18 protein-coding genes, 2 tRNA genes and 1 pseudogene are annotated in these 19,795 nt (G+C 67.0%); 5 read left to right on the top strand and 16 right to left on the bottom strand.

Annotated elements, in window-relative coordinates; genetic code table 11:
- Window positions 1-12: 12 nt before the first annotated feature.
- Together ACN2C7_RS07995 and ACN2C7_RS07990 are read left to right on the top strand one after the other, a co-directional pair.
- The gene (locus tag ACN2C7_RS07995; RefSeq protein ID WP_419320946.1) at window positions 13-420 is read left to right on the top strand and encodes a helix-turn-helix domain-containing protein; all 408 of its coding nucleotides are present in this window, start codon (window positions 13-15) and stop codon (window positions 418-420) included.
- Window positions 421-571: 151 nt separating this feature from the next.
- Window positions 572-1,906: an FAD/NAD(P)-binding protein gene (locus ACN2C7_RS07990; protein ID WP_419320945.1), complete on the top strand. Its 1,335-nt coding sequence runs from the start codon at window positions 572-574 to the stop codon at window positions 1,904-1,906.
- A 3-nt stretch (window positions 1,907-1,909) separates the two neighbouring features.
- On the opposite strand, the gene ACN2C7_RS07985 is transcribed toward ACN2C7_RS07990, so the two are convergent.
- A complete protein-coding gene (locus tag ACN2C7_RS07985; protein WP_419320944.1) occupies window positions 1,910-3,916 on the bottom strand; it encodes a TonB-dependent receptor in 2,007 nt (668 codons plus the stop codon).
- A 254-nt stretch (window positions 3,917-4,170) separates the two neighbouring features.
- Here ACN2C7_RS07985 and ACN2C7_RS07980 point away from each other — a divergent pair, with 254 nt between their 5' ends.
- The 3 genes from ACN2C7_RS07980 (at window position 4,171) to ACN2C7_RS07970 (ending at window position 8,986) form a co-directional block, all read left to right on the top strand.
- Window positions 4,171-5,232, top strand: a complete 1,062-nt coding sequence (locus ACN2C7_RS07980) for a glycosyltransferase family 4 protein (RefSeq protein ID WP_419320942.1) — start codon at window positions 4,171-4,173, stop codon at window positions 5,230-5,232.
- A 17-nt stretch (window positions 5,233-5,249) separates the two neighbouring features.
- The gene (locus tag ACN2C7_RS07975) at window positions 5,250-7,415 is read left to right on the top strand and encodes a glycogen debranching N-terminal domain-containing protein (RefSeq protein WP_419320941.1); all 2,166 of its coding nucleotides are present in this window, start codon (window positions 5,250-5,252) and stop codon (window positions 7,413-7,415) included.
- 332 nt (window positions 7,416-7,747) lie between these two features.
- Window positions 7,748-8,986: an acetyl-CoA C-acetyltransferase gene (locus ACN2C7_RS07970; protein WP_419251830.1), complete on the top strand. Its 1,239-nt coding sequence runs from the start codon at window positions 7,748-7,750 to the stop codon at window positions 8,984-8,986.
- A 74-nt stretch (window positions 8,987-9,060) separates the two neighbouring features.
- Here the strand turns inward: ACN2C7_RS07970 and ACN2C7_RS07965 are convergent.
- The 15 genes and pseudogenes from ACN2C7_RS07965 to ACN2C7_RS07895 all read right to left on the bottom strand — a co-directional run bounded on the left by ACN2C7_RS07965 (window position 9,061) and on the right by ACN2C7_RS07895 (window position 19,760).
- Window positions 9,061-9,137: transfer RNA gene (locus ACN2C7_RS07965), tRNA-His, on the bottom strand.
- 128 nt (window positions 9,138-9,265) lie between these two features.
- Window positions 9,266-9,994: an energy transducer TonB gene (locus tag ACN2C7_RS07960; RefSeq protein WP_419251831.1), complete on the bottom strand. Its 729-nt coding sequence runs from the start codon at window positions 9,992-9,994 to the stop codon at window positions 9,266-9,268.
- Window positions 9,995-10,003: 9 nt separating this feature from the next.
- The gene (locus ACN2C7_RS07955; protein ID WP_419320940.1) at window positions 10,004-10,435 is read right to left on the bottom strand and encodes a biopolymer transporter ExbD; all 432 of its coding nucleotides are present in this window, start codon (window positions 10,433-10,435) and stop codon (window positions 10,004-10,006) included.
- Window positions 10,436-10,440: 5 nt separating this feature from the next.
- Entirely contained in the window at window positions 10,441-11,334 is an 894-nt protein-coding gene (locus tag ACN2C7_RS07950; RefSeq protein WP_419320939.1) for a MotA/TolQ/ExbB proton channel family protein, read from the bottom strand.
- A gap of 608 nt (window positions 11,335-11,942) precedes the next feature.
- Window positions 11,943-12,018 (bottom strand) — tRNA-Phe (locus ACN2C7_RS07945).
- 92 nt (window positions 12,019-12,110) lie between these two features.
- A complete protein-coding gene (locus tag ACN2C7_RS07940) occupies window positions 12,111-12,290 on the bottom strand; it encodes a DNA gyrase inhibitor YacG (protein ID WP_419320938.1) in 180 nt (59 codons plus the stop codon).
- A complete protein-coding gene (locus tag ACN2C7_RS07935; protein WP_419320937.1) occupies window positions 12,287-13,330 on the bottom strand; it encodes a ribonuclease E/G in 1,044 nt (347 codons plus the stop codon). Before ACN2C7_RS07935 ends, ACN2C7_RS07940 begins: the two co-directional genes overlap by 4 nt.
- The gene (locus ACN2C7_RS07930) at window positions 13,327-13,923 is read right to left on the bottom strand and encodes a Maf family nucleotide pyrophosphatase (protein WP_419320936.1); all 597 of its coding nucleotides are present in this window, start codon (window positions 13,921-13,923) and stop codon (window positions 13,327-13,329) included. Before ACN2C7_RS07930 ends, ACN2C7_RS07935 begins: the two co-directional genes overlap by 4 nt.
- A 5-nt stretch (window positions 13,924-13,928) precedes the next feature.
- Window positions 13,929-14,147 (bottom strand): translation initiation factor IF-1, encoded by a 219-nt coding sequence (gene infA, locus ACN2C7_RS07925; protein WP_035044427.1) that lies wholly within the window; start codon window positions 14,145-14,147, stop codon window positions 13,929-13,931.
- 96 nt (window positions 14,148-14,243) lie between these two features.
- Window positions 14,244-14,639 carry a low molecular weight phosphatase family protein gene (locus tag ACN2C7_RS07920; protein WP_419321434.1) on the bottom strand — a complete coding sequence of 132 codons (396 nt, stop codon included), beginning with the start codon at window positions 14,637-14,639 and terminating at the stop codon, window positions 14,244-14,246.
- A 66-nt stretch (window positions 14,640-14,705) separates the two neighbouring features.
- A complete protein-coding gene (locus ACN2C7_RS07915; protein WP_419320934.1) occupies window positions 14,706-15,182 on the bottom strand; it encodes a UPF0262 family protein in 477 nt (158 codons plus the stop codon).
- A gap of 21 nt (window positions 15,183-15,203) precedes the next feature.
- Window positions 15,204-16,502: a histidinol dehydrogenase gene (hisD, locus tag ACN2C7_RS07910; protein ID WP_419320933.1), complete on the bottom strand. Its 1,299-nt coding sequence runs from the start codon at window positions 16,500-16,502 to the stop codon at window positions 15,204-15,206.
- Between the two features lie 746 nt (window positions 16,503-17,248).
- Window positions 17,249-17,367, bottom strand: a pseudogene (locus ACN2C7_RS07905) (hypothetical protein); the annotation flags it as partial.
- Window positions 17,368-17,648: 281 nt separating this feature from the next.
- Complete coding sequence (locus ACN2C7_RS07900) at window positions 17,649-18,113, bottom strand: DUF3806 domain-containing protein (RefSeq protein ID WP_419320932.1); 465 nt, start codon at window positions 18,111-18,113, stop codon at window positions 17,649-17,651.
- Between the two features lie 186 nt (window positions 18,114-18,299).
- Window positions 18,300-19,760 (bottom strand): NCS1 family nucleobase:cation symporter-1, encoded by a 1,461-nt coding sequence (locus ACN2C7_RS07895; RefSeq protein ID WP_419320931.1) that lies wholly within the window; start codon window positions 19,758-19,760, stop codon window positions 18,300-18,302.
- Window positions 19,761-19,795: the final 35 nt, after the last annotated feature.

Genomic DNA, 19,795 nt, shown 5'->3' with positions numbered 1-19,795 from the left:
GAATGGATTGGCATGAACGACAAGCCCGCCGCCGACCTGGCTCACCCCGTCGATCTGTATGTCGGCGCCCGTCTCAGAATACGGCGCAAGGTCATGGGCCTGAGCCAGACGCAAGTCGCAGATGCCTTGGGCATCACCTTCCAGCAGATCCAGAAGTATGAGCGCGGCTCCAACCGGATCAGCGCCTCCAAGCTGTATGACGCCGCTCGTCTTCTGGAGGCTCCGGTGTCCTATTTCTTCGAGGGCCTCGGCGAGACCGATGGCGGCAATGACGACGGCTTCGCCCAGCGCATGACCGAATTCGTTTCGACGCCCGAAGGCCTGGAACTGGCCGCCCTGTTCCCGCGTCTCGACGATCGACGCCTGCGCCGGCGTGTGGTCGATCTGGTCCGGGCCATGGTCGAAGACGAACCCGGCTGACGCTGCGCGGACCGCCGAGGTCCGCTTGCCCGATGCGATAGAGCGATCTGGTCGTGCGTTGAATGACGCGGGGCGGCTGTCGTCTGCTTGCGTCACGGCCCAGAATCCGGGACAAGGGCTTTATACTCTACCTTTTTGATAGAATTTGTCCATGCCCCCTCTTCCCCTCGTCGCCGTTGTCGGTGGCGGCTTCAGCGGCCTGATGACGGCGCTGCACCTGGCGCGAGCCGGAACCGTGCGGGTGCGGCTGATCGAGAGGTCCGCAAACTTCGCCCAGGGCGCAGCCTATTGCACGGCCAACCCCGACCATCTGCTCAATGTCCGGGCCGGCAATATGAGCGCCTGGCCAGACCAGCCGGACCATTTCGCGCGCTGGCTCGCCCAGCGTCGCCCCGAGGCGGGGGCCTTCGCCAGCCGGGGCGAGTACGGCCTCTATCTGCAAGGCCTTCTGGCGACCGCCGCCGGGGCTGACGGACGCCTGTCCCTCGCCGCTGGCGAGGCGGTCGGATTGACCCCGCATGGCGCTGGATGGCGGATTGACTATGCCAGGGGCCAGGCCGAGCAGGTCGATGCGGTCGTGCTGGCCCTGGGCAATCCATCGCCGGCCGCGCCCGTGGGCGTAGCGCCTGAGGTCACCGACAGTCCGCTCTATCACGCCGATCCCTGGCGTCTTCAGGCCTTGAACAACGACGCCACAAAAGCGCCAACCCTGTTGATCGGCTCAGGCCTGACCATGGTCGATGTGGCCCTGAGTCTGGCCCGGTCCACGCCCGACCGACCGATGCTCGCCCTGTCCCGCCGTGGCCTCGCGCCCTTGGCCCACGCCCCGACTTCGCCGATCGAAGCCCGGACGCCGCCCGCCAGCGCCTCGCCAGCCGCCTTGCTGGTCTGGCTCAAGTCCGAGGCGCAAAGCCAGGGCTGGCGCGAGGCCATCGACGCCCTGCGCCCCCACACCCAGGCGATCTGGCGTGGCTGGAACCGGGTCCAGCGCGCCCGTTTCCTGCGCCATGCCCGGCCCTATTGGGATGTCCACCGCCATCGGCTGGCGCCAGAGGTGGCGGCGCGCGTCCAGGCCCTGATCGACAGCGGGGCCCTGGTTCTGCTGACCGGCCGCATCGAAAGCCTGACGAAAGGCCCCGAGGGCCTGCGGCTGCAATGGCGACCACGGGGGAAGGGTCAAATCCAGACCCTGGAGGTCGGCCACGCCATCAACTGCACCGGCCCAGCGGCCACCGTCAGCGCCCACCAGGATCGCCTGCTCGACGCCCTATGCTCACAGGGCCAGGCGCGCCCCGACCCGCAGGGCCTTGGCCTGGAGGTCGATGGCGACGGACGGCTGATCGGTGGCGATGGCGCCGCGCAACACCGTCTGTTCGCGGTCGGCCCCGTGACGCGCGGGGCGTTCTGGGAGATCACCGCCGTGCCCGACATCCGCGTTCAGGCGCAGCGGACGGCCCAAGCGGTCATCGAAGCCCTGCGGGCCTGATCCTCAGTTCAACGCCAAGCGCAGACCGATCCGCGCCATGCGGGGACTGGCGAAACCCGCCACGCCATCCGCCGTGCGCGAGACCTCGACCGCTTCGTCCAGCAGGTTGTCGGCGGCCAGATAGGCCGTGACCCCGCTGGCCAGGCGCCAATCGGCGCGGGCGTCGAGCCTGAGCCCCGCCGCCAGAACGCGGCTGTTGAGGTCGTCGTCGAAGCGCTTGCCCTCCCAGGTGAGATCGGCGTCGAGGTTGAGGCGGTCGGAAACTTGCCACGACAGGCCCGTGGTCGCGCTCCAGATCGGCGCCTGGGCGGGACGCTTGCCCGTCAGCTGAGGCGCCGCCGCGCCGCCGTCCACGCGAGCGTCGGTGATGGAGGCGGCCGCCCTGAGATCGACCGCCGCATCCAGCTTGCGAGTGGCGCGCGCCTCAAGGCCGATAGCGGAGATCTCGCCGGTGTTGCGTCGTTCGCGCAGCACCCCGCCGGCCGGCACGAAGCCCGCGCGAGGAAAGACGCCGGGCCCCGCGCCAAGGGTGACATTGGCGATCGGATCCTCGATCCGGTTCCAGAACGCCGTCGCCTCGATCAGGTGGCGCTCGCCCTCACTCGAAACCCCGGCCTCGACCCCGAACAGTCGCTCGGGCAGCAGGGCGGCGTTGGCCTCGGTGATGTCGTTGCCGACCCGGAAAGGGCGGTGCAGTTCATTCAGGGTCGGCGGGCGGAACCCGCTATAGGCCGCCAGCCTCAGGGCTCGCCCCTGGCCGAAATCCCAACGCGCGCCGAGGCGGGCGGTGGCGACCTGACCATCGCGGTCCACGGGTCTGTCGTCGAGCAGCACCGCGCCGGTGGCGGCGTCGCGTTCGACCCGCAGGCCCTGGCTGGAGGTCCAGCGATCCAGGCGCAGGCCGCCAGCCAGCAGCCAATGATCCAGCGTCCACGCCCATTCGGCATAGGCGCCGGCCACGGAGGTCTCGCCGCCAGCACGACGGTCCCGGGTGAAGGCGCCGGCCAGATAGCGAAAGCGTTCCCGCACCTCGCCCTCCGCGAAGCGCGCGTCCAGGCCGACCTCGCCCTCGAACGCCAGCGAGCTCCAGCGCAGAGCGGCGTTGACGCCCTGACCGGTGGCGGGCGTGGCGTACTGATCATTGGCCGGGGTTGTCGTGGCGCGACTGGCGGCGACGGCGACGGAGCTGTTGGCCAGGTCGCTTTCGCGTCGCCAGGCCTGAAGTCGCCAGCCCCAGCCGGCTTCAGCCGGCGCCCTGGCCAGGGTGGCGCTGATCGATGAGCCCGTGGCCTTGGCCCGGGCTCCGGCCAGACCCGCCCCGCGCACATCCCTGTAGCCGCCCAACCGGACGGACAGTTCGGCGGCGCCCAGTGGCGCGTCAAGTCGAAGCGCGGCGCTGCGGGCGTCGAGATCGACGGGCGTGTCAGCCGCGCCCCGCGCTGGGCCACGGACAGGCTTATAGCCGTCGCCATGGTCGTAGGCGCCGCTGGCGAACAGCTGAACGCCACCGACCTGCGTCGTCGCAGCCGCCGAGGCGCGCGTGACGCCGAAACTTCCGATCGAAAGGTCTGCGACCGCACCGGTTTCGCGTTCGCGCAGGGAGATGACGCCCGTCAAAGCGCCTGCGCCATAGGGCCCCGCGCCGGCGCCGCGCACGATATCGGCCCCAGCCAGGGCCTCGGGCGCCAGCTGCGACCAGATCACCCAGCCGCCGAACGGATCGTTCAACGGCGCGCCATCCAGCAGGACCAGTGTCCGCCCGGCGCCGGAGGGCGCGATGGCCCGCAGGCTGATCCCCTGGGTCGTCGGATTGGCCGAGAGGCTCGAGGTTCGCCGAAACAGCGACACGCCGGGCGTCCGGCCGAGCGCTTCATCGACCCGCACGGTGGAGGCCAGATCCGCCTGATCAATCCGCACGACCGAAAAGGCGGCTTCGCCGCGCAGGGGCGGCAGACGGGCGGCGGTCACTACGACAGCAGCAACGTCGGGAGGCGGTATATCAACCGGCATGGATGTCCTGGTTCATCTGAAGATCTCTGGCGTCCGAGGTCAGGGGCAACGGCCGAATCCGCTGGGTCCTATCAGCCTGCAACCTGCATGGCAGGCCGGCGCTCAGGAAGACCTATTGCGGCGCCCGGCTGAGCACATCGGTGGCGCATAGCCGAAGGTCTGCGAACAACTCAAGCCTTGGAGCGGAACCTTGGCGCGGTCAGCGCGGTTTCAGGATGCGGCCTAGACGTGGCCAGCCAGGGGAACAGTTCGCCATGCGTATCGCCCAGGTCCCGCCGCTGTATGAGGCCGTTCCTCCTCGCCTGTATGGCGGAACAGAACGCGTCGTGGCGCATCTGACCGACGCCCTTGTCGAACTTGGACATGACGTCACCCTGTTCGCCAGCGCGGAGGCCCAGACCAAGGCCAAGCTGGTCATTGTGCGCGATCAGGCCATCCGGCTGGACCCCGCCCCTCTGAAATCCGACCTGGCGGCGCATCTGTCGATGCTGCTGGAGGTTCGCGATCGCGCTGACGATTTCGACATCATCCACTTCCACACCGACATGCTGCAGTTTGGCCTGTTCGCGGACATGGCTGAAAAGACCCTGACCACCCTGCACGGTCGACTGGACCTGAAGGACCTGCCCAACCTCTACCGGCGCTATCCCGAATTTGGCCTGGTCTCAATCTCGGACTCCCAGCGCGCGCCGCTGCCGGAAGCCAACTGGGTGGGTACGGTGCTGCACGGGCTGCATTCCGACATCGACACCTATCGTGACAGAAGCGAGGGCTATCTAGCCTTCCTGGGCCGCATTTCGCCCGAGAAGGGCCCCGAGCGCGCCATCGCGATTGCTCGGAGCGTCGGTCGCAAGCTGAAGATCGCCGCAAAGATCGACCACGCCGACGTCGCCTATTTCCATGAGGTGGTCGAACCGCTTCTGGCCGATCCGCTGGTCGAGTTCGTCGGCGAGATCGGCGACCAGGACAAGGGCGCGTTCCTGGGCGGCGCCGACGCCCTGCTGTTCCCTATCGACTGGCCAGAGCCGTTCGGTCTGGTGATGATTGAGGCCATGGCCGCCGGTACGCCCGTGATCGCCTATGAGCGCGGTTCTGTGCGCGAGGTGATCGAGGACGGCCTCACCGGCTTCATCGTCAACAGTCAGGCCGAAGCCGTCGCGGCGGTCGGCCGCCTGGGTGATTTGAGCCGCCGCGCCATCCGGGATCGCTTCGACCTGCGGTTCTCGGCCACCGCGATGGCCCGGCGGTACCAGGCGCTCTATGATCAGATGATCGAGACGGGCGACATAGGTCTAAGCTTGGCGCGACGCGCCTGACACGACAGGGCGACCCGATGGATGACGCTGCTCACGTCCCGCCCCAGGCAGCGGAACAGGAAAGCACGGGCGAGCCACGCCCGCCCTTCCCGCTCTATGCGCTGAAAGACCACGACACCTTCCTGGTCGCTGACGCCTTCGGCGACATCGGCGGGGTCGGAGATGGGCTGTTTCACAACGACACCCGGGTGCTGTCGAAATTCCGCCTGACGCTCGGCGGCGAGGCGCCCTCGCATCTCAGTTCATCGATGTCGCAGGACAACGTCTTCTTCAACTGCCACGCCACCAACCAGAACCTGCCGCTGCTGGGCGCGGGCGCGGCGCCGCACGGAACGATCCACCTGGAGCGCAAGCGCTTCCTGTGGGATCAGCGCTGCTACGAGCGCCTGACCTTCACCAACTACAGCCGCGATCTGGTCATGCTGCCCGTCAGCCTGGAGTTCGAGGCCGATTTCAACGACATGTTCGAGGTGCGCGGCTCCAAGCGTGGGGCCCGCGGCCTGCGCACGCCGCCCGTGGCAGAGGGGCGCTCGGTCCGCTTTGCCTATACCGGCCTGGACAAGGTTGAGCGGAGCAGCGTGATCAGCTTCTCCGAACCGCCCGGCCGCCTCTCGCCCTCGCGCGCCGACTTTCTGTTCATGCTGTCGGCCGACGACCGCTTCGAGCTGTATGTCGAGATCGGGCCGGCCCTGGCCCCCCCGCCGACCCGGCAGCGCTGGCGCGAGGCGGCCGCCCGGGCTCGACTGAGCATGCGCCAGCGCACCCGGCGCGGGGCCCGCCTGCACAGCTCCGGCCGGCTGTTCAACGAGTGGCTGGACAAGTCACGCGCCGACCTGGCCCTGCTGACCACGGAGCTCGACACCGGCCCCTATCCCTATGCCGGCATCCCCTGGTTCTCGACGCCGTTTGGTCGCGACGCGATCATCACCGCCTGGCAGGTGCTGTGGATCCAGCCCGAACTGGCGCGCGGGGTGCTGTCCTATCTGGGCAAGCACCAGGCGGTCGAGATCTCCGCCTTCCAGGACAGCGCCCCCGGCAAGATCATGCATGAGACCCGGCGGGGCGAGATGACCGCCCTGGGGGAGCTTCCGTTTGGCCGCTACTATGGCGGAGTTGATACCACACCGCTGTTCGTTGGCCTGGCCTGCGCCTATGCCGAGCGCACCGGCGACATGGCCTATATCGACGGCCTGTGGCCCGTCCTGCTCAAGGCCATCGGCTGGATCGAACAGTTCGGCGACAGCAACGGCGACGGCCTGATCGACTATGCGCGTGGCGCAACCAGCGGCCTGTCAAACCAGAACTGGAAGGACAGCGAAGACAGCGTCTTCCACGCCGATGGCAAGTTCCCTGTCGGGCCGATCGCGGTCGTCGAGGTGCAAGGCTACGCCTTTGCCGCGTTCAGGGGCATGGCCGATCTGGCCAGGCGTCGTGGCGACGCGGCAAACGCCCGGCGGTGGGCCAAGCGGGCCGAGACCCTGCGCCAGACCGTCGAGGACCGTTTCTGGATGGAAGACCAGGGCTTCTACGCCATGGCCATCGACGGCGCGGGAAAGCCCTGCCGTGTAAAGGGCTCCAATCCGGGTCATCTGCTGTTCTCGGGCCTGCCCAGTCCGGAACGGGCCAAGCGGGTCACCGAGACCCTTCTGGGTTCGGCGTTTCACGCCGGCTGGGGTCTGCGAACCCTGGCCTCAGGCGAGCCGCGTTTCAATCCGATGTCCTATCACAACGGCTCGATCTGGCCGCACGACACCGCTCTGTGTGTGCTGGGCATGGCCCGTTATGGCGAGCGCCACGGCGTGGTCAGGATGCTGGCCGGCCTGTTCGAGACCGCCACCCATTTCGAAATGCGCCTGCCCGAGCTGTTCTGCGGCTTCTCGCGCGCCGCCGGCGAGCCGCCCGTGGCCTATCCGGTCGCCTGCCTGCCTCAGGCCTGGGCCGCTGGATCGGTGTTCATGATGTTGCAGGCCTGCCTGGGCGTCACGGTGGATGGCTGGAAGGGCAAGGTCACCCTCAACGATCCGCGCCTGCCCATCGGCGTTGATCGGCTGGATATCGACAGCATCGTCCTGGGCGACAAGGTCGTCGACATTCGCCTGAGCCGAACAGGCGACAGGACCCGGGCGCGGATCAATCGCCAAGGCTCGACCGCCGGCGTCTGGCCAGGCCGACTGGCCTGTTGAGGCCACGCCGAGCGGTCTGATGGCGGCCTGGCGTGGCGCTTGATGTGCTCGCCCAGCACCTTGACCCTGGCGTCGTAGGCCTCCTCGCTCGGCGTCATCGCCTCGACCTCGGCGATCAGCGTCTTGGCGCCGTCGTGCTCGACAGAGGCTTCGTCCAGACTGTGGGTTTCGACCTCGCCACGCGCCTGCTGTTCCTGAAGCGGAGCTCGATGAGAGACGTTCGCGCCGCGCCGGCAAAATGGGACTGGACTGACCCAAGGGCGCCGCCCGTTTGATCTCATCCACCGCTCCGCCTCGACGCGAGATCGGCCCAATGATCAGGAGTACGCCGTATGCCCGAAGCTCTCATCATCGACGCCTGCCGCACGCCCCGCGGCATCGGCAAGGTCGGCAAGGGCGCCCTCGCCGACTTTCACCCCCAGCATCTGGCCGCCACCGTGCTGCGCGCCCTGGCCGACCGTAACGGCCTGAACACGAGCCAGGTCGACGACATCATCTGGGGCACCAGCACCCAGCGCGGCAAGCAGGGCGGCGATCTGGGCCGCATGGCCGCGCTCGACGCCGGCTATGACGTGCGGGCCAGCGGCATGACGCTGGACCGCTTCTGCGGTTCGGGCATCACCACCGTCAACCTGGCCGCCGCCTCGATCATGTCGGGAATGGAAGATCTGGTGATCGCCGGTGGGACCGAGATGATGTCCTACACCGCCGCCACGGCGGACCGCTCGTCAGTGGGCCTGCTGGACTCCGGCAATCTGCGCCTCCGCGCTCGTCATCCGCAGACGCACCAGGGCGTCTGCGCCGACGCCATCGCGACCCTGGAAGGCATCTCCCGACAGGCGCTGGACGAACTGGCCGTGGTCAGTCAGCAGCGCGCCGATCAGGCCATTCGCGAGGGCCGGTTCGACCGCGCCCTGGTGCCGGTGCTGCGCGACGATGGTTCCGTGGCGCTGGACCGCGAAGAGTTCCCCCGCCCCCAGACCACCCTGGAGAGCCTGTCGCAGCTTAAGGCGTCGTTCGAGATGATGGCCGGCGTGCCGATCGACGAGGCCGGGACGACCCTGGGCGGCCTGATCAACCAGGTCTATCCGGACCTGAAAATCACCCACGTCCATCACGCGGGCAACTCCTCTGGCGTGGTGGACGGCGCGGCGGCGGTGTTGCTGGCCTCTCCAGCCTATGCGGCGGCCCACGGGCTCAAGCCCCGCGGCCGCGTCGTGGCCATGGCCAATATGGGCGACAGCCCGACCCTGATGCTCAACGCCCCGGTCCCGGCGGCCCGCAAGGTCCTGGCCAAGGCCGGGCTCACGGTCGACGATATCGACCTGTGGGAGATCAACGAGGCCTTCGCCGTGGTCGCCGAGAAGTTCATCCGCGACCTCAACCTGGACCGCGACAAGGTCAATGTGAACGGCGGGGCCATGGCCCTGGGCCATCCCATCGGCGCGACGGGATCGATCCTGATCGGCACGATCCTCGACGAGCTGGAACGCCGCGATCTGAAGCGCGGCCTGGTGACCATGTGCGCGGCGGGCGGCATGGCCCCGGCGATCATCATCGAGCGTATCTGACACGCTCCTGGCAAACACGGACGACAAATGAAAAGGCCCCGGCATCCGCCGGGGCCTTTTTCAGTCTCTGGCGATGGTACTGCCTCTCAGGCTTGAACTGAGGACCTCCGGTTCCACAAACCGGCGCTCTAACCAACTGAGCTAAGGCAGCGCATCGCGAGGGAGTGTCTTTAGTCGGAGGCGCGAGCAGGATCAAGCACCGAAACAGCCCCCACAAAAGGAAAACGCCCCGGAGCCGAGACTCCGGGGCGTTCCTGTCTTTTCCGGTCTGGCCAGGCCCTATTGCGGGACCTGGAAGACGATCGGAACCGTGATGGCGCCGCCATCGACGGGTGCGCCGTCGAGGGTCTTCGGCTTCATCCGGAAGAGGCGCGACAGCTTGATCGCGGCATCCCCGAAGCCGTAGTCGGCGGGGTTCTCGGAGACTACAGAGCAGCCTTCGAGTGAACCCCTGGCCGTCACGGTGCACGAGATCGTCGCGCGGCCGTTGACTTCCATCCGTTGTGCACGGTCCGGGTAGTACCGGGCCATGTCGTCCGAACCAGGCTTACGGGCCCAGTCAGGACGAGTGATCACCGAAGCGCGCGGCGGCGGCGTAGCCACCGGCGGAGCGGCCGAGATCACCGGCGGAGCCGATTGTTCCACCCGCTTTTCAACGGGAGGGATCGGCAGCGGCGGCGGCGGCGTGATGTCCGGCGGCGGCGCAATCGGAGGCCGAGGCTGAACCACCGCCGGCGGAGGCGGAGGCTCATTGGTTGGCGGAGGCGGCGGAGGAGGCGGCGGCGGCGGCGGAGGCGGGGGCGGAAGCTCCACGTCTACGGCGTCGTCCGAATACTCCTTGAAGACCGACTCAAATTTCTGCTTCGCCAGATAGGCAAACAAAGCAGCGTGCAAACCAACCACAACCAGGGTGGCAACCCCGAAGGCGCCTAGACCCTTCTTGCGTCGCGGACCGTCCGAAGTGAGCGGATCGTAGCGGCGATGCTCGGGCGTTTGTTGTTCAGCCATGCAGCACCCCTAGTTATCTTCCTTGCCGATGAGCGCCACGCTGTAAAAGCCGTTATCCTGGAGGGTGTTCATAACCTCCATGAAAGCTCCATAACGTGTCTTCTCGTCGGCTCGGATGTAGATGCGCTCCTTGGTAGGATCGCGTCTGCCAATGTTCTTGGCGAGGTCCTGCCCCATCTCGTCAACGGTGGTCTGAAAGTCGCCGATGTAGACGTTACCGTTGGCCTTGATGGAGATGTAGACCGGCTTCGGCGGGGTCGTCGATGCTTTCGCTACCGCCGGCGGCAGGTTTACTTCGACCGACACGGAGGCTAGCGGAGCCGCCACCATGAAGATGATCAGGAGAACCAGCATGACGTCCACAAAGGGCGTGACGTTGATCTCACTGTTCTGTTCGACGTTAAACCTGTCGCCCCCACCGCCTGAGAGTTTGGCGGCCATGGATCTTACGCCCCTTTGTCGAGCTGACGCGAGATGGCGTTCATCAGTTCAGCAACGAAGCCTTCCGAGCGCGTGCCGTAAGCCGAGATGCGGGTCTGGAAGTAGTTGTAGAAGATAACGGCCGGAATAGCGGCGAACAGACCGATACCGGTGGCGAGAAGCGCTTCGGCGATGCCGGGGGCGACGACGGCCAGGTTGGTCGTGTTGGTGTTCGCGATACCGATGAACGAGGTCATGATCCCGTAAACCGTACCGAACAGACCGATGAACGGACCGCCCGAGCCGACCGAGGCCAGGAACACCATGCCGCCCGACAGACGCTTGGCCAGCGAGGACTGAACCGCGTTGATGGCGTAGGTGGCGCGAGTCAGGGTGGAGTCGCGGTGCTCGCCGGCTACGGCCAGACCGGCCTGACGCGAGAGCTCGACTTCCTGAGCTGCAGCGGAGGCCATGTCCGCCATCGGGTTGCCTTCGAATTCTTCCGACGAACCGATGCGGGCGATATCAGCGATATTGCGCGCGCCGCGGAAGGCTTCGAGGAACTTGTCCGACTGCTTGTTCAGGGCGCCGAACTCGAAAATCTTGGTGATCAGCAGAACCCAGGAGAAGACCGAGGCGAGGATCAGGCCGATCATCACGACCTTAACGACCACGCCGGCTTGCATGAACATGCCGACGGGGGTGAGGGAGTGGCTTTCAGCCTTGGCGGGTTCTTCAGCGGCAGGCTCAACCGGAGCCGGAGCCGGAGCAGCAGCGGCGTCAGCGGCCGGGACTGCGGCGCTTTCGGCGGCGGCCGGGGCGGGAGCCGCGGCGTCCTGAGCGAAAGCCGGGGCGCTTGCCATCAGCGCGAGTGCGCCGACGAGAGCGATGAGGGGGGTCTTCCGTTTAATGTCGAGCATCTGTCGCCAGTTCCTGATTGGTCTAGCACGTTTGGACCGAGGGTCGTCGCGCGAGAGCGTTTCTACCCTAACTCTGAATAGTCCCCTAAGGCGGTCGATTTCTCTTCCAACCTCAGCGGACCCGCTTCGCTGCGCTCGACCCGTTACGCCCCTCGCGAGGACCATGCCCTCCAGAAGGATCGTTTCGAAGCGCGAATGGCCAAAGCCCCCGGAGAGGCTCTGACCTTACCCCAATGTTAGAATTGCGGCAGGGGTCCTTTGGCAACCCCTTTTCGTACCGTCAAGGGGTTCTTCTGGGCATAAAATTATCGTCGCAATTCCCATCACCCCCACCTTGCTGCGCTGCACAAAAGCGAAATCAGGATTTAGGGGCGGTTTTTCCCTGGTAACGGGAATATTCGCGCTGCAGTGCAGCATGAAAACAAAACAGCGGTTGGTGAGAAGCAGGCGCCCAGCAGACCAGAGCGATTACAATCCTGCCTCGCCAGCGAGGCGGAACGCTCAGGCTGTGCGGCGGGCCGGACGGGGCGGGCCGGGACAGCCAGGAGGTCGACTCGGAGGGTCAGCCCCGCTGCGGAACATCAAACGAGGTCAGAAAGAGTAAAAAATGGTGCCTGGAGCCGGATTCGAACCAGCGACACGCGGATTTTCAATCCGCTGCTCTACCAACTGAGCTATCCAGGCCCTTAGGCCAAGCGGTCCGAAAACCGCTTCAGCGCCCGCCTTGCAGCGGGGAGCCGCGTCTATAGGCGAGGCCGATTTGGTTGTCCAGCGCCCTAATCGTCATTCCTGCGGATCTCTTCCGAGAGCGGATTCTCGTCGTCATCGTCGGTCCCAGGGACCACGTATCGACCCGACAGCCAGCGCTGCAGATCCACGTCCGCGCAGCGCTTGGAACAGAAGGGGCGCGCCACCGGATCGACCGGCTTGCCGCAGATGGGGCAGCCACTGCTCATGATGCAGACACTTCCATGTGGTCGACCGGCCAGCCTTCGACCGCTTCAACGACGAATCTGCGCCCCAGACGGTCGGCCACGCCGGCGTCGAGCACGCTGAAGGCCGCCGCGACCAGGGGCGCGCAGCGGGCGATCAGGCGTCCGCCGGGATCGGCCCGGCCCTCACGCTCCAGGGCTCGCGCCAGACGGCGCGCCATGGCCGGCGGATTGGCCTGCCCGCGCTCATCCAGCAGTCGGTCGAGAATCGATCGGCCGCGTCGGGGAATCGTCATCTCCAGCGTGCCGAAGCGACTGATCGCCCCGATCGCCACGCCGGGATTGTCGACCGAGAAGGCGTTGCGGGCCGCCGTCGACAGGGCCTGGCCGTCATGACCGCGCCCGACCAGGTCAAAGACGACAATGCCGCCCAGCCCCTTGAGACGCAGAATCCGGGCGGCGACGCCCAGGGCGGCCATATTGGCCTGCCGTGCGGCGCGCTTGGCGTCCAGACCCTCACGGGCGCCCAGGTCCACGTCGATCGCCACCAGGGCTCGCGTGGGCTCTATGCTGATGTCGCCGCCACCGGGCAGGGCGAAGAGGGTTTCCAGCGCCTCAGCCTCTGCGGCCTCGACAGCCTGCAGGGCCGCCTCGCCGCCGGTGGGCGATCCGGATTTCACCAGCAGGCGAAGCTGCTGTTCGACGGTAAAGGCCGGCTCGAGCACGCGGGGCTCGCCCTCCCCTTCCCCGATGAAACGGGCCACGGCCGACTTGTCGCGGCGCGAGGGGGTGCGGATCTCGATCTCGACCAGACCGCCCTCGACCAGCTTGGGCATGTCCGGACGCAGCGGCAGCAGCACGTCCTGGCCGCCGGGCAGCTGGACGAAGGCCGAGGCGAAGGCCTTTTCAATCTTGCGGATGCGGGCCACGCCGCGAACGCCTTCGACGTCCAGCGGATCATCGCCGTCCCAGGTCGCGATCAGCCGCTCGGGCCGACCGTCCAGGGTGACGACGCCGACGGTCTCGCCGACGCCCTTATAGAGATAGGCGCGACGTTCACTCATGATGCTTTCCAGCCCAGCCCGCGCAGCAGGTTCAGGGTCTCGTACAGCGGCAGGCCGACGACGCTCGTATAGGAGCCATGCAGGTCGATGATGAAGCCGCCGGCCACGCCCTGAACGGCATAGCCGCCAGCCTTGCCGCGCCATTCGCCGCCAGCCAGGTAGTCGGCCTTTTCGAGATCGGAGAGCAGCTTGACCTGCACCCGGGTCTCGACCAGTCGCGAAGCCTCGCGGCCATCCGGCGCGATGACGGCCACAGCGGTCAGGACCTTGTGGTTGCGACCCGACAGCAGGGCCAGGCACTTGCTGGCCTGAGCCTCGGTCTCGGCCTTGGGCAGGATGCGACGTCCCACCGCGACAACCGTGTCGGCGGCCAGGACGAAGTCGCCCGGAGCCCGGCCCGCCACAGCGCGCGCCTTTTCCCGCGCCAGGCGCAGGGCGTGGAGACGCGGTGTCTCGTCACGCAGGGGCGCTTCATCGATGTCGGCGGGATCGACCCGGTCGGGCGTGACGCCGACCTGCGCGAGCAGGTCCAGGCGCCGGGGACTCGCGCTGGCCAGAACCAGCGCCGGCTGGACGGCCGTAGCGGAAGCCATCGCCCCTACTTGAAGCGGTAGGTGATACGGCCCTTGGTCAGGTCGTAGGGCGTCATTTCAACCAGCACCTTGTCGCCGGCCAGCACGCGGATGCGGTTCTTGCGCATCTTGCCGGCGGTGTGGGCGATGATCTCGTGAGCATTTTCCAGCGTCACGCGAAAGGTCGCGTTGGGCAGCAGTTCGCTGACCGTACCGGGAAACTCGAGAAGTTCTTCCTTAGCCATCAGGCCTCTCAATTGGAGCAAACAGATAGCCGCGAGGACGCCCCGACCGGGTGGTCGAGACGTGAGCCGTCGCGGCGAGGCGCCTCTATAGCGCATTCACCCCCCGAACGTCGATGGCGCGCCGAAACGTCTCTTGATGGCGTCGGCCAGGCCGTCCCGGACCTCGCGATAGGCCTCCAGCCGCGCCTCCCGCGAGCCGTCGACCAGCGTGGGATCATGGGTCGGCCAGTACTCGATATCGACCGCCCGGTCCCGCGCCAGCTCGACGGCGCGGTGCTGGGCCTCGGGCGTCAGCGACACGACGACGTCGAAACTGTCGTCCTCCAGCTGGGCGAAGGTCTTGGGTTTGTGATCGGAAACGTCCAGCCCCAGCTCGTCCATCACGGCGATCACGAAGGGGTCGATCCCCTCGCCGGTCGGGTCCCCGCGCAGCCCGCACGAATCAACGAAGGCCCGGGTGCCGTAGAATCGCTTGAACAGCCCCTCGGCCATGGGCGACCGCACCCGGTTATAGTTGCAGGTGAAGAGGACGGCGTCCGGCAGAGCAGGCAAAGCGCCCTAGCCTCGCCAGTGCAGCGCGCAGATCAGGGTGAACAGGCGCCGCGCCGTGTCGAGGTCGGTCTTGACCTTGCCCTCCAACCGCTCGCGCAGCAGCGAGGAGCCTTCGTTGTGCAGACCGCGCCGGCCCATATCCAGGGCCTCGATCTGCTGGGGCGTCGAGTTGCGGATCGCCGAGTAATAGCTGTCGCAGATCATGAAGTAGTCCTTGATCACCCCCTTGAAGGGCGACAGGGACAGCAGGTGCCGGCGCTCGTAGTCAGGACCGCCGATGTCGAAGGCCAGGCGGTTCTCGATCAGCGACAGCTTCAGGTCATAGGGGCCGCCATGGGCCTCGGCCGGCTCGAAATAGTTCGAATCCAGCAGGTCGAAGATGGCGACCTGCCGCTCCTGCTCCTGGTCGCGCGAGGCGGCCGCGAGGCTGTCTTCGTCGATGACGATGGATTTCAGGTGCTGGGTGGCTTTGGCGTCGGTCATGTGTGGCGCGAGATTTGCGCGTCAGCCCTCGGAAGGCAACCGCCCAGGCAACCGGATCGACGCCGACAGGGCGTGAGCCGGCAAACCTTCGGCCGTGGCCAGGGCCGCCGTGTGCGGACCCAGGATCGCGAACGAGGCCGGATCGCACTTCACGATCGAGGTGCGCTTGAGGAAATCGTAGATCGACAGGCCCGACTGGAAGCGCGCCGCGCGGCTGGTGGGCAGCACGTGGTTGGAGCCGGCCACATAGTCGCCGATGGCTTCCGGCGTCAGGCGACCCAGGAAGATCGCGCCGGCGTGGCGCACGCGGTCGGACAGGCGCTCGGGATTGTCGAGGGCGAACTCGACGTGCTCGGGGGCGATGGCGTCGACCAGGGCCGGGCTCTCGTCCAGCGGGGCGATGATCACCGCGCCGTGGTCGCGCCACGAAGCGGCGGCGTCCGCGCCGGTCGCCAGGGTCTTCAGGCGCTCCAATACGGCGGCCTCGACCAGAGCGGCGAAGGCCGGGTCGTCGGTGATCAGGATCGACTGGGCGGCGGGGTCGTGCTCGGCCTGGCTCAGCAGGTCGGCGGCGATCCAGTCGGGATTGTTCTTGTTATCGGCCACCACGACGATCTCGGAGGGACCGGCCAGGGCGTCGATACCGACCACGCCGTACAGGCGGCGCTTGGCGGCGGTGACATAGGCGTTGCCGGGACCGACGATCTTGTCGACCGACTGGATGGGTCCGGCGCCATAGGCCAGGGCGGCGACGGCCTGGGCGCCGCCGATGCGCCAGATCTCGGTGACGCCGGCCTCCTTGGCGGCGGCCAGCACGGCCGGCTGCAGCTTGCCGGGCGGGGTGACCATGGCGATGCGGTCGACGCCGGCCACCTGGGCGGGCACGGCGTTCATCAGCACGGTCGAGGGATAGGCCGCGCGGCCGCCGGGCACATAGACGCCCACGGCCTCGATCGGCGTCCAACGCCAGCCCAGCTGCACCCCGGCCTCATCGGTCCAGGCCTGGTCGGCCGGACGCTGGCGGGCGTGATAGGCGCGGATGCGGGCGGCGGCGAAGGCGATGGCCTCGCGCACGTCGGCGGGGGTGTCGGCCGCGCCGGCCTCGATTTCCTCGGCGGTGACGCGGACGGTCTGTTCGGTCAGGTCGACGCGGTCGAACTTGCGGGTCAGGTCCAGCACCGCCTGGATGCCGCCGGTGCGGACGGCGTCCAGCACCTGGACGACCGAGGCGTCGACATCAGCTGGCGATCCCCGATCCTCGTCCAGGAAGGCCTTGAAGGCGGCGGCGAAATCAGGGGCGGAAAAGTCGAAGCGGCGCATGGGCGTGTAGATGCGGGTTTTTGCGTGCGAGACAAGGGGTGTTGGCGTACTTGCCCCCTCCTGACCTGCTTCGCAGGTCGTCCTCCCCCGTAGGGGGAAGATGGGGGCCGGCGCGTTTCATCTTCCCCCTCCGGGGCAAGACGGCTGCGCAGCAGCCCGTTGGGGGCAAGTCTGGCGGACACGGCTTCGCGACCTCGCGCGGAAACCGCCGAGTGATGGGAAGGGTCGCGGAGCGTCCGGGCCTCGCCCGGAATGTTGTTTAGTAAGTACCGTTTCGACGAAGACAGACGCTCCGCGCAGCCGTTATCCGGTGAGCCCTCGGGGCGCGGGGTTTTAACCCGCTCCCGACGTTAGGCCCCCGACGGGCGGAGGGGATAGCGACCCCGTCCAGACCGCATGGGCGATTTCAGCCCATGCCTGTTGCGCGCCGCCGGCCCGCCGCCGAGGGATTGATCCTGAACCCCGATCCGAGGCGCCCGCCTTCCCTGGAGGGACAGGCCACGCCTCGCAAACCGGGCGAACAGGGCCCAGAGCGACAGCCGACGGAACACTGCCCGCTCGACCACACCCCAGGGCCCGTCAGGTCGCCGGCCGACGTCCCTTCCCTTGCCTTGAGGTGAGATTGATTATGCGGGCGGTTTGGGCGCGTCTGATTGGCGCGATCAAGTTTTTTACAAGTGGTCGATTTCGTTAAAGTTGAGATCGAAAAGTACGGGGATTGAGCGACCTCAATCCCCATTCTCGCTTCAAAAACGCTTGTCATCCCGGACGCGCCTTGGCGCGAGCCGGGACCCAGGGGCCGCCGCACAGCGGTTGCCCCTGGGTCCCGGCGCTCCGCTGCGCTACGGCCGGGATGACAAGAGTTATTGCAGTTTGAAGGTCTTCTCGCTCGCGAGTGGGAGCCATCCTTAAATCTCACGGCGAGACGATCGCCGGTCTGACCAGGTTGCTCAAGGACGGCGCTCCGCGCCGCCGCAGAGCGGCTGGCCGCAGGCCAGTCCTTGACCAACCTGGTCAGACCGGCACGCTGCAGCCTCCAGGAGATTTAAGGATGAGCGGGACGCGGGGCGTCTGCTTGTTGGACCAGCGCCAAAGACCGCTTTCGAGCCGTAGCGGAGGTTTAGAACGCCTGCTTTGGGAGACCTCCTACTTCCCTGCTTTAGGATTGCTGAGAGGCACCGCTTCGCCGCAGGAAGCCGCCCATCTCGGGAGATAACTCCCGCTCGAGATCATCTCTTCCAATGTTCCGAGAGTCGCATCGCGAAGCTGCTTCATATCAACCTGCTCGCGCCTCGAGAGCCGCTTCTGGATCATGCTGATAGGGTGGCAGACTACGGTCACATCCTTGTGGCAAAGGCCTGTTTCTTCCCCGTATTCGTCAATGATGCGAACCCATTCGAAGGGTTCATTTGTAATAATCATCTCGCCAAATACGAGGCCTGTGGCGATCTGGAAGTTTCCGACATCCGGCTCAGCGCCCAAAATGGCGTCGTAAAGTTCTTGCGCTTGAGCATCTGAAAATGGATGCTCCTGCCCTATATACTGGGCTGCGAAAGCGAAACCCTCCTGAAGTGCTTGCGTTTCGGATTCGTTGAGAGCGCGCACTTCCATGAGGCCAAACCATTCTACGTGATCATGTGTATCGAGTCTGAATGTTCGGCCATTTGACCTCAACGTCAAAGACTTTGCAGTTGCCCAGTGTCCGCAATCCACCCAAAGCAGACGATGGAAACGCCCCCTTTCGGCGCCAACACCCAGATTTGCCGGCGCCGGCACCTCCCCCGCTCAAACCCGGCCTCACTCGCCGCGTCTGCCCCCCGCACCGCGCATCATCCCCCAATAGATCGCGCCCGCCAGCCCCAGCCCCACGAACCACGCATACGTATAAAGCCCGGTCCAGAACGCCCCTACGCCACCGAACAGGTGCGGCGCGGCCGAGGCCAGGAACCCCGGCAGGTTCGGCGCGCCCCCCACGGCCAGGGCTGCCAGCGCCGCCGGGTTCCAGCCGCCGCGATAGGCGTAGGCGCCGTCCTTGGCGTACAGGTCATCCACCGCCAGCACGGTTTTCCGCAGCAGCCAGTAGTCGACGATCAGGATCCCCGCGATCGGTCCCAGCAGCGCGCCATAGCCGACCAGCCAGACGAAGATGTAGCCTTCAGTGGTCTCCAGCAGCTTCCACGGCATGATCAGCACGCCGATCCCGGCCGTGATCCAGCCGCCCATGCGATAGGTGATCTTGCTGGGCCACAGGGCCGAGAAGTCATAGGCCGGGCCGACCAGATTGGCGGCGATGTTGCAGCACACCGTGTCGAGGCTGATGATCAGCAGGCCGATCACCACCGCGATCCCGCCGATGTCGCCGGCCAGCTGCACCGGGTCCCACACCGCCTTGCCAAAGACGATGACCGTGGCCGAGGTGGTGATGACGCTGACCAGGGCCAGCAGGCCCATCGGGATCGGCAGGCCGATGGCCTGACCCAGAATCTGGTCGGCCTGTTTCTTCGCAAAGCGCGTGAAGTCGGGGATGTTCAGGGCCAGGGTCGCCCAGAAGCCGACCATGGCGGTCAGGGCGGGCACGAAGACGCTCCAGAACTGGCCGGCCTTGGGGCCGCCGTCGACGAAGGCCGAGGGCTGATGGAAGATCGGGCCCAGGCCGCCGGCCTTGTCCATGGCCCACCACACCATCAGGGCGCAGATGAGCAGCTTGATCGGCGCGGTCCAGGTCTCGAGCCGGCGCACGGCGGTCAGGCCCTTGGTGACGAACAGCAGCTGGATGCCCCAGAAGGCCAGGAACGCCAGCAGCTGGCCCACGCCGATGCCCAGCAGCGGAATGGGCGCGCCCGTCAGGCTGCGCCCCATGATCACGCCCAGCAGGGTCAGCAGCGCGCCGCCGCCGATCCAGGTCTGGATGCCGTACCAGCCGCAGGCCACCACCGCCCGGGCGACGGCGGGGATGCGCGCGCCCTTCCAGCCGAACGAGGCCCGCGCCAGCACGGCATAGGGCACGCCGTGCCGGGCGCCCGCGTGGCCGATCAGCAGCATCGGAAGCAGCACGACCAGATTGCCCAGCAGCACGGTCGCCACCGCCTGCCCGGCCGACATCCCCTGCTCGATCAGGCCCGAGGCCAGCATGTAGGCCGGCACGCAGATCACCATGCCCAACCAGAGTGCGGCGAAGTGATGCCAGCGCCAGGTGCGTTGCGCCTCGCCCGTGGGGGCCAGGTCTTGGTTCCAAAGATCGTGGTCGGGGGCGCGCATGCGTCGGCTTCCCGCGGGCGCAGGACGTCAGCTCG

The organism is Caulobacter sp. ErkDOM-E, from assembly GCF_048541895.1.
In the GTDB taxonomy this organism is placed as follows: domain Bacteria; phylum Pseudomonadota; class Alphaproteobacteria; order Caulobacterales; family Caulobacteraceae; genus Caulobacter.
This window is presented reverse-complemented; position numbering and strand designations above follow the sequence as displayed.

What these genes read in the sequence shown, in the direction of transcription:
- ACN2C7_RS07980 (WP_419320942.1), top strand. Translation starts at nt 4,171, where the DNA reads ATGCGTATCGCCCAGGTCCCGCCGCTGTATGAGGCCGTTCCTCCTCGC.
- ACN2C7_RS07895 (WP_419320931.1), bottom strand. Translation starts at nt 19,760, where the DNA reads ATGCGCGCCCCCGACCACGATCTTTGGAACCAAGACCTGGCCCCCACG.
- ACN2C7_RS07935 (WP_419320937.1), bottom strand. Translation starts at nt 13,330, where the DNA reads ATGAGTGAACGTCGCGCCTATCTCTATAAGGGCGTCGGCGAGACCGTC.
- ACN2C7_RS07955 (WP_419320940.1), bottom strand. Translation starts at nt 10,435, where the DNA reads ATGGCCGCCAAACTCTCAGGCGGTGGGGGCGACAGGTTTAACGTCGAA.
- ACN2C7_RS07900 (WP_419320932.1), bottom strand. Translation starts at nt 18,113, where the DNA reads ATGGAAGTGCGCGCTCTCAACGAATCCGAAACGCAAGCACTTCAGGAG.
- hisD (WP_419320933.1), bottom strand. Translation starts at nt 16,502, where the DNA reads ATGCGCCGCTTCGACTTTTCCGCCCCTGATTTCGCCGCCGCCTTCAAG.
- ACN2C7_RS07950 (WP_419320939.1), bottom strand. Translation starts at nt 11,334, where the DNA reads ATGCTCGACATTAAACGGAAGACCCCCCTCATCGCTCTCGTCGGCGCA.
- ACN2C7_RS07995 (WP_419320946.1), top strand. Translation starts at nt 13, where the DNA reads ATGAACGACAAGCCCGCCGCCGACCTGGCTCACCCCGTCGATCTGTAT.
- ACN2C7_RS07975 (WP_419320941.1), top strand. Translation starts at nt 5,250, where the DNA reads ATGGATGACGCTGCTCACGTCCCGCCCCAGGCAGCGGAACAGGAAAGC.
- ACN2C7_RS07960 (WP_419251831.1), bottom strand. Translation starts at nt 9,994, where the DNA reads ATGGCTGAACAACAAACGCCCGAGCATCGCCGCTACGATCCGCTCACT.
- ACN2C7_RS07915 (WP_419320934.1), bottom strand. Translation starts at nt 15,182, where the DNA reads ATGACCGACGCCAAAGCCACCCAGCACCTGAAATCCATCGTCATCGAC.
- ACN2C7_RS07990 (WP_419320945.1), top strand. Translation starts at nt 572, where the DNA reads ATGCCCCCTCTTCCCCTCGTCGCCGTTGTCGGTGGCGGCTTCAGCGGC.
- ACN2C7_RS07970 (WP_419251830.1), top strand. Translation starts at nt 7,748, where the DNA reads ATGCCCGAAGCTCTCATCATCGACGCCTGCCGCACGCCCCGCGGCATC.
- ACN2C7_RS07920 (WP_419321434.1), bottom strand. Translation starts at nt 14,639, where the DNA reads ATGGCCGAGGGGCTGTTCAAGCGATTCTACGGCACCCGGGCCTTCGTT.
- infA (WP_035044427.1), bottom strand. Translation starts at nt 14,147, where the DNA reads ATGGCTAAGGAAGAACTTCTCGAGTTTCCCGGTACGGTCAGCGAACTG.
- ACN2C7_RS07940 (WP_419320938.1), bottom strand. Translation starts at nt 12,290, where the DNA reads ATGAGCAGTGGCTGCCCCATCTGCGGCAAGCCGGTCGATCCGGTGGCG.
- ACN2C7_RS07985 (WP_419320944.1), bottom strand. Translation starts at nt 3,916, where the DNA reads ATGCCGGTTGATATACCGCCTCCCGACGTTGCTGCTGTCGTAGTGACC.
- ACN2C7_RS07930 (WP_419320936.1), bottom strand. Translation starts at nt 13,923, where the DNA reads ATGGCTTCCGCTACGGCCGTCCAGCCGGCGCTGGTTCTGGCCAGCGCG.